The sequence below is a fragment of the Finegoldia sp. BIOML-A4 genome, from assembly GCF_009679635.1.
Taxonomy (GTDB): Bacteria; Bacillota; Clostridia; order Tissierellales; family Peptoniphilaceae; genus Finegoldia; species Finegoldia magna.
Genome location: NZ_WKZC01000007.1, coordinates 63,674 through 70,331 on the forward strand (window position 1 = coordinate 63,674; position 6,658 = coordinate 70,331).

7 protein-coding genes are annotated in these 6,658 nt (G+C 37.1%); 4 read left to right on the forward strand and 3 right to left on the reverse strand.

Going from position 1 to position 6,658, the window contains the following annotated elements; genetic code table 11:
• Window positions 1-62: 62 nt before the first annotated feature.
• The 3 genes from GKG01_RS06680 (at window position 63) to GKG01_RS06690 (ending at window position 1,749) form a co-directional block, all read left to right on the forward strand.
• On the forward strand, window positions 63-668 hold the full coding sequence (locus tag GKG01_RS06680; protein WP_154271891.1) for a hypothetical protein: 606 nt from the start codon (window positions 63-65) through the stop codon (window positions 666-668).
• Between the two features lie 464 nt (window positions 669-1,132).
• A complete protein-coding gene (locus tag GKG01_RS06685; protein ID WP_154271892.1) occupies window positions 1,133-1,375 on the forward strand; it encodes a type II toxin-antitoxin system Phd/YefM family antitoxin in 243 nt (80 codons plus the stop codon).
• Window positions 1,372-1,749: a type II toxin-antitoxin system death-on-curing family toxin gene (locus GKG01_RS06690; RefSeq protein ID WP_094202443.1), complete on the forward strand. Its 378-nt coding sequence runs from the start codon at window positions 1,372-1,374 to the stop codon at window positions 1,747-1,749. Before GKG01_RS06685 ends, GKG01_RS06690 begins: the two co-directional genes overlap by 4 nt.
• A gap of 784 nt (window positions 1,750-2,533) precedes the next feature.
• Here the strand turns inward: GKG01_RS06690 and GKG01_RS06695 are convergent.
• The 3 genes from GKG01_RS06695 to GKG01_RS06705 all read right to left on the reverse strand — a co-directional run bounded on the left by GKG01_RS06695 (window position 2,534) and on the right by GKG01_RS06705 (window position 5,749).
• On the reverse strand, window positions 2,534-3,109 hold the full coding sequence (locus GKG01_RS06695) for a Fic family protein (RefSeq protein ID WP_154271893.1): 576 nt from the start codon (window positions 3,107-3,109) through the stop codon (window positions 2,534-2,536).
• 1,402 nt (window positions 3,110-4,511) lie between these two features.
• Window positions 4,512-5,246: a carbon-nitrogen hydrolase family protein gene (locus GKG01_RS06700; protein WP_154271894.1), complete on the reverse strand. Its 735-nt coding sequence runs from the start codon at window positions 5,244-5,246 to the stop codon at window positions 4,512-4,514.
• Entirely contained in the window at window positions 5,246-5,749 is a 504-nt protein-coding gene (locus GKG01_RS06705) for an acetyltransferase (RefSeq protein ID WP_154271895.1), read from the reverse strand. The genes GKG01_RS06700 and GKG01_RS06705 overlap by 1 nt, the downstream gene beginning before the upstream one ends.
• A 152-nt stretch (window positions 5,750-5,901) precedes the next feature.
• Here GKG01_RS06705 and GKG01_RS06710 point away from each other — a divergent pair, with 152 nt between their 5' ends.
• Window positions 5,902-6,543 (forward strand): hemolysin III family protein, encoded by a 642-nt coding sequence (locus GKG01_RS06710; protein WP_154271896.1) that lies wholly within the window; start codon window positions 5,902-5,904, stop codon window positions 6,541-6,543.
• The last annotated feature ends 115 nt before the right edge of the window (window positions 6,544-6,658 follow it).

Genomic DNA, 6,658 nt, shown 5'->3' on the forward strand with positions numbered 1-6,658 from the left:
TCTCCTGATTGGAAAATCGAAATAGTGGTATAATATATATAAAGAAATCGGAGGAGGATTTTATGAAAAACATTAAAAAATTTGGATTATTACTTGCATTAATCGCTTCAGTATCGCTATCAAGCTGCAGCAGCGAACAATCATTAACTAAACCTGATACAACAACATCAACAGCTGAAGACAGCAAAAAAGATACAGTGGCCGACAGACAAGAAAACAAAAAAGAAGACACTGATAAAACAGAACAAAAAGAAGATAAAGAAGATAAAAAAGAAGATGCTGACAAAAAAGAAGACACACAACAAGACGACCAACAACTTACAGATGATGAAAAAGCAACAATAGATGAATTCGTAGAAAGATTAGAAAAATACGAAGTAGGAACAGCAGGAGCATCACTTAAAATGGACAGATTATTCACAGAAATAGTCAACAGATGCGAATTCCTAGAAACAAAACCAGAACAATCACAACAATACTTCATCAAAAAAGTCTCAGAAGTAAAAGACACAGAAAACTTCAAAATGGCAGTCAAAGCATTGAAAAACACAATGGACTACTACAAAGAAGACAAACAAGAATACATCAAACAACTAGAAGATAGCGGATCAGAATGGAATCCACAAATCAAACTCGAAACATTAGAAAATCTAGTAAACAAATTCTAATAGAATTAGGAAAGAAGCTGCAAAACAGCTTCTTTTTTTCATTTTTTGGTATAATAAACTCACCAAAAACCTTATAAGTTAAGGATACGGAAACCTATTTTTAGGTGATACAAAGGCACACTGTGTAGTGTGCCTAATTTTTTTGCCAACAAAATTGCCAGCGCATCATAAATTCATACAAAGCAGAAAACCACAATTGCCCGAATATCTAGCTTACGAAAATAAATAAATCCTAAGCTCATGAACCTAAAATCTCAAGTGCGAGCTTCGCTCTGACACGAGTGAGATTTCTTAACGGTTCATTTCGCATGGATTTATACTTATTTTCTCCAGATGATATTCTACAGCAATTGTAGTAATCTGCTTCTTTTCTCGTTTAGAGATATGGTTTATTATCCTAAAAATATGAATTTTAGGTTTAATTTATCCTAAATAGTGGTATAATTTTATTAGGAGGGATAATCATGAAAATTAACACAAAAAATCTTGTATCAATCACAGAAGCAAACCAAAACTTCTCCAAAGTAGCACGACTAGTAGATGAGCAAGGATCTGCTGTCATATTAAAAAACAACAACCCAAAATATGTACTAATAGAATATTCTGAATTTGAAAATGTAAAAATAGCCGATGATGAAGATATACTTTCAATTTCAAGACGTATAATGGATCAAAACAAAGAAGCTTATGAGGAACTTGCTAAATGATAAGTTTAACAAAAAGACAAGTTATAATGCTTCACAAATCATTAATAGAACAGTTTGGAGGAGAACGGGGAGTAAGGGATGAAAATCTACTGGATTTATCCTTGAACTCTCCGTTTCAAACATTTGGCGGCGAAGATTTATATAAAGGAAATATTAATAAAATTGTCCATTTAGGGTTTTCGCTAATAAAAAATCATCCTTTTATTGACGGAAATAAAAGAATAGGAACACACGTTATGCTAGTTTTGTTAGAAATTAATGGATATTCCTTGAAATACTGCCAAAAAGAACTAATCGAAATTATTATGTCTGTTTCCGCGTCAGAAAAAACAGAAAAAGATTTATTAGAGTGGACTAGAAATCATATCCTATAAAAGCCTTGAAACTTCTCAATTTTTACGTAATTTCTGTAATCGTTTAAAATATAGTATATAGATAAAAAACCTACCTTTATACGAATTCTATCACACAATTTCCAGCGAAAACCATAAGTTTATCCATAAATTTCTTTAGAATAAAAGGCTTTAACTAAGCGAGTCATCTGGAGAAAATTGTGAAAACTCAATCGCAGAAATCCGGCCAAAATTTGACCGCGTAAGCGAAGCGTGCTTCAAATTTTAGAATTTCGAGATTAGAGTTTTCCAATTTTTGGAAGCTAGACGAGTGAAGTTAAACCTTTTATTCTGGTATGAAACAACCTAATTCCTGCAATCAAAAACCTGTCCCTGTCTACCTTCACACGAATTCTCTATCTTCATCCAGCAACCATAACTCCTGTCACAACCTATCCCAGCACACTCACATACAAACGAAAATTCATTCGAAAAAATCCGTCAAAATCAGGGAGCGAAGCGAGCGGACTGATTTAGGATTTTGAGAGTTGAATTATCAACTTTCTCCCCTAATCCCCCATGAGGTATGATCCTTTAGAATAAAAGGCTTTAACTAAGCGAGTCATCTGGAAAAAATTGTGAAAACTCAATCGCAGAAATCCGGCTAAAATTTGACCGCGTAAGCGAAGCGTGCTTCAAATTTTAGGATTTCGAGATTAGAGGCTTTCCAATTTTTGGAAGCTAGACGAAGCGTGTTAAACCTTTTATTCTGGTATGAAACAACGTAAATCTTGCAACAAAACTACCTCTACACAAATTCTCTCCCTTACTTCTCTATATCCTCAATATCATATCGATTCAAATCCTCATAAACATACGACTGTTGAATACCACGCAAATAAACACCCCTGTCGTCAACCTTGTCCGTCAAAGCATTCTTCAACAAGTGTTTAATCTCCAAAGAATTCACCGGCGACCTCTCCATAGCACTCAAATAATCAGCCCTGTCCACCACCGTCCAGTCAATACATTTGTTCAAATTCTTTTTAAGGATCAAATCCAGCCAAATCCTAGTCGCACGACCATTCCCTTCCCTGAAAGGATGCGCCACATTCATCTCCACATACTTCTCAATAATCTCATCAAAAGACCCCTCTGGCATCCTCTCAATAATCGCCAAATTACTCTCTAAATACAACAAATTTGCAAACCTGAAATTTCCTTTTGATAAATTCACATCACGAGTCTTCCCTGCAAACTCAAAAATATCCTGAAATAAAAATGCGTGAATCTCCTGCAAACCCTTGTAAGTACCAACCTCAAAATTATTAATCAAACCCTTGTCCCAAAGCTCAATAGCTCTTCTTTTAGACAAAAGCTCCTCATCAATCAACCTACCCATCAAACACCATCCCTTCTTATCATTATTTTATGTAAATTTCTGCGTAATTTCTAAACGTGTCGAATTTCATACGGTTATAATTTTTATTTTATTTTATATAAGCGAAGCTTGCTTCAAATTTTAGGATTTCGAGATTAGAGTTTTCCAGTTTTTGGAAGCCAGACGATGCGTGTTAAACCTTTTATTCTGGTTTGAAACAACGTAATTCTTGCAATCAAAACCCTGTCCTTGTCTACCTTTACACGAATTCTCATCGTATCTCCCGCAACAAACCTTGTCCCTGTCTACCTACACACGAACTCTCTGCTCCCAATCCAACAACCATAACTCCTATCCTTACCTATCTAAGCACCAGCCCCATACAAACGAAAATTCATTCGAAAAAATCCGTCAAAATTAGGGAGCGAAGCCGCGGACTGATTTAGGATTTTGAGAGTTGAATTATCAACTTTCTCCCCCTAATCCCCCATGAGGTATGATCCTTTAGAATAAAATGCTTTAACTAAGCGAGTCATCTGGAAAAAATTGTGAAAACTCAATCGCAGAAATCCGGCCAAAATTTGACCGCTTGAGTGCGAAGCACGAGCTTCAAATTTTAGGATTTCGAGATTAGAGGCTTTCAACTTTAAGAATTTTTTAGTAGGAAGCAGGCTTTGACGAAGAATATCATTCGGAAGAAATTTAGTTTGATTTCAAATCGAAGGGCTCCGGCCAAAATTTGACCGCTTGAGTGCGGAGCACGAGCTTCAAATTTTAGGATACCAAGATTTAGAAATCACAAATTTCTGTAGACCAGATATTCGAGCAAACCTGCTCCTACGCCTTGTTGACGAAGCGTGTTAAACCTTTTATTCTGGTATGAAACAACTTAAATCCTGCAACAAAAACCCTGTCCCTGTCTACCTTTACACGAACTCTCTGACCTCATCCATCAACCATAACTCCCCATCACAACCTATCCCAGCACAATCACATACAAACGAAAATTCATTCGAAAAAATCCGTCAAAATCAGAAAGCGAAGCCGCGGACTGATTTAGGATTTTGAGAGTTGAATTATCAACTTTCTCCCCCAAATCCCCCAGAGGTATGATCCTTTAGAATAAAAGGCTTTAACTAAGCGAGTCATCTGGAAAAAATTGTGAAAACTCAATCGCAGAAATCCGGCCAAAATTTGACCGCTTGAGTGCGGATCACGAGCTTCAAATTTTAGGATTTCGAGATTAGAGGCTTTCCAATTTTTGGAAGCCAGACGAGTGAAGTTAAACCTTTTATTCTGGTTTGAAACAACGTATCTCTAGCAACAAAAACCTGTCCCTGCCTACCTTCACACTAACTCTCTAACCCCATCTAACAACATACCCCTCACTCAAAACCTACCTCCACACAAACTCTCTAATACCTCACCTTACAAACTCATACCTCAACACACCCGCTTCTCCTGGTTCTAGTTCCTCAACAACCTTCCCTTGGTAAAACACATAAGCGCCACCCTTCGCCCTGTCGTCCTCATCCACGAACGAATTCACAAACAACACCGGCATTGGCACAAGCTGCGATTGTTTCTTGTAGTCCTCAAACTCATTCTTAAACCAGTCCTTCACCGAAAAATCGACAAACACAGGCCACAACAAAATATCAGAGTCAATCATAGAAATATAAGTATACAATTCCTCATCCCAGAAATCACCGCAAATCAACGTCGAAAAACTCACTCCATCCATCTTGTACAAATACAACTTATCGCCTTCCCTGTAATCGCTGCAAGCAGAAGGCTCCTTCCAACCAGGACTCATTCTCCTGTAATTGTTCAAAATCTCCCCACGTTTCGTCACAGTCATCTGCGAAGAATAAAACGCACCATGATCATTCTCAATATATCCGAACGAAATCGCAACCTCATTCTCCCTCGCAATCCTACGAATCTCCGCAATCTCATTCGAATTTTGCGTCACAGGAACACCGACATCATCCTTGTACACAAAACTCAAACACTCAAACCCTTGCAAAAAGCTCTCCCCAAACACGCACATATCAGCACCATTTAAAGCCTCATCTCTTGCGTATTTCTCAATCTGCTTCATATTAAATACCTTATCATTCAAACGCTGCTCAACAGCACACAAACTAATCTTCATTACTCAAAAAACTCCTTTGCATAACTAAGCTCTCCACGAGTTTTGAACCCGTCCTCGCATCTCGCCATGAAATAATCATCCTCCACATAAAAAGGACACAAAATCCCGTAGTCTCTCGCCCTCGTGAAACCAAATCTCGTGAACACACTAGGCTCACCCATCACGCATACAAATTTCACCCCACGACTCATAACATCATTCACAGCATTTCCCACAAGCAAATCCACATTATCATCACTCAAATGCTCATCGTCAATGTAGAAAATCGACAGCAACAACCCATCGAACTTCCTCACACGACATCTCGTGAACATCACAATCCCACAAATCGCATCGCCGTCTTCCAAAACAAACGTACAATCCTCACAGAAACTCTCCGATTTCACAATGTCCCCAAACAATTTCACTTCGCTCTTCTCAGAAAAACTGTACTTCATATTAGAATCTCTCAACAAATCACAACATCTGTCATAATCATCCGCATTATATAATCTATATCTCATAAATCCCTCTTTTTCATCATTCGTTACATCAATTATATCCTAATTCACACACATTTGCCATTTCTATCATCACATCACCCACCAACCACACACTCATAAAATAACCATATTTAAGTAATAAAATTAAATCATTACGAAACAAGGAGGAATTAATGCAACAAACTAAAAAAAGATACACAATAGGCGAAGAAATCTTCAACTCCGTAACACATGGAGTGGGAGTTCTAATAGCAATAGCGTTCATGGTATTGTTAATCATAAAATCGCAAGGCAACCCTCCACTTATAATCGCAAACATAATCTACGGAGTAAGCCTAATGCTGATGTTCCTATTTTCCACGCTATATCACGCCATCACCAACACCAAAGCAAAAAAAGTCCTCAGATATTTTGACCACTCCGCAATATTCATCTGCATAGCTGGAACATTCACGCCAATAATAGTTAGAGTGTTACAAGGCGCACAAAGAGTAGGATTTTTAGTAGCCATTTGGCTTATAGCACTAGTAGGAATAATCCTCAAAATTACAATATTCAGGAAAAATCTCCAAGAAAAATACAAAAAGCAATCACTCATACTTTACGGAGTAATGGGATGGATGTCAGTCCTACTTATGAAAAAAGTCATCCAAATCTCTGGAATGCTTTCATTCATACTCATATTATCCGGAGGAATACTCTATTCCATCGGAGTCTACTTCTACGCTAAGAAAAGAAAATACTTCCATTCAATATGGCACATATTCATAATACTAGCATCAGTAGCACAGTTTTTCGGAATATATTTTGGATAAAAATAAATAGATATAAATTAAAAACGACTACCTCGTAATGATATGTACCCTCTTTACTGGACAAACCAGTAAGGAGGGTATTTTTATGAAATATAGTTATGAATTTAAAAAAGAA

Bases quoted from the DNA above. Each gene is read 5' to 3' on its own strand.
- GKG01_RS06680 (WP_154271891.1), top strand. From the start codon at position 63: ATGAAAAACATTAAAAAATTTGGATTATTACTTGCATTAATCGCTTCA.
- GKG01_RS06685 (WP_154271892.1), top strand. From the start codon at position 1,133: ATGAAAATTAACACAAAAAATCTTGTATCAATCACAGAAGCAAACCAA.
- GKG01_RS06690 (WP_094202443.1), top strand. From the start codon at position 1,372: ATGATAAGTTTAACAAAAAGACAAGTTATAATGCTTCACAAATCATTA.
- GKG01_RS06695 (WP_154271893.1), bottom strand. From the start codon at position 3,109: ATGGGTAGGTTGATTGATGAGGAGCTTTTGTCTAAAAGAAGAGCTATT.
- GKG01_RS06700 (WP_154271894.1), bottom strand. From the start codon at position 5,246: ATGAAGATTAGTTTGTGTGCTGTTGAGCAGCGTTTGAATGATAAGGTA.
- GKG01_RS06705 (WP_154271895.1), bottom strand. From the start codon at position 5,749: ATGAGATATAGATTATATAATGCGGATGATTATGACAGATGTTGTGAT.
- GKG01_RS06710 (WP_154271896.1), top strand. From the start codon at position 5,902: ATGCAACAAACTAAAAAAAGATACACAATAGGCGAAGAAATCTTCAAC.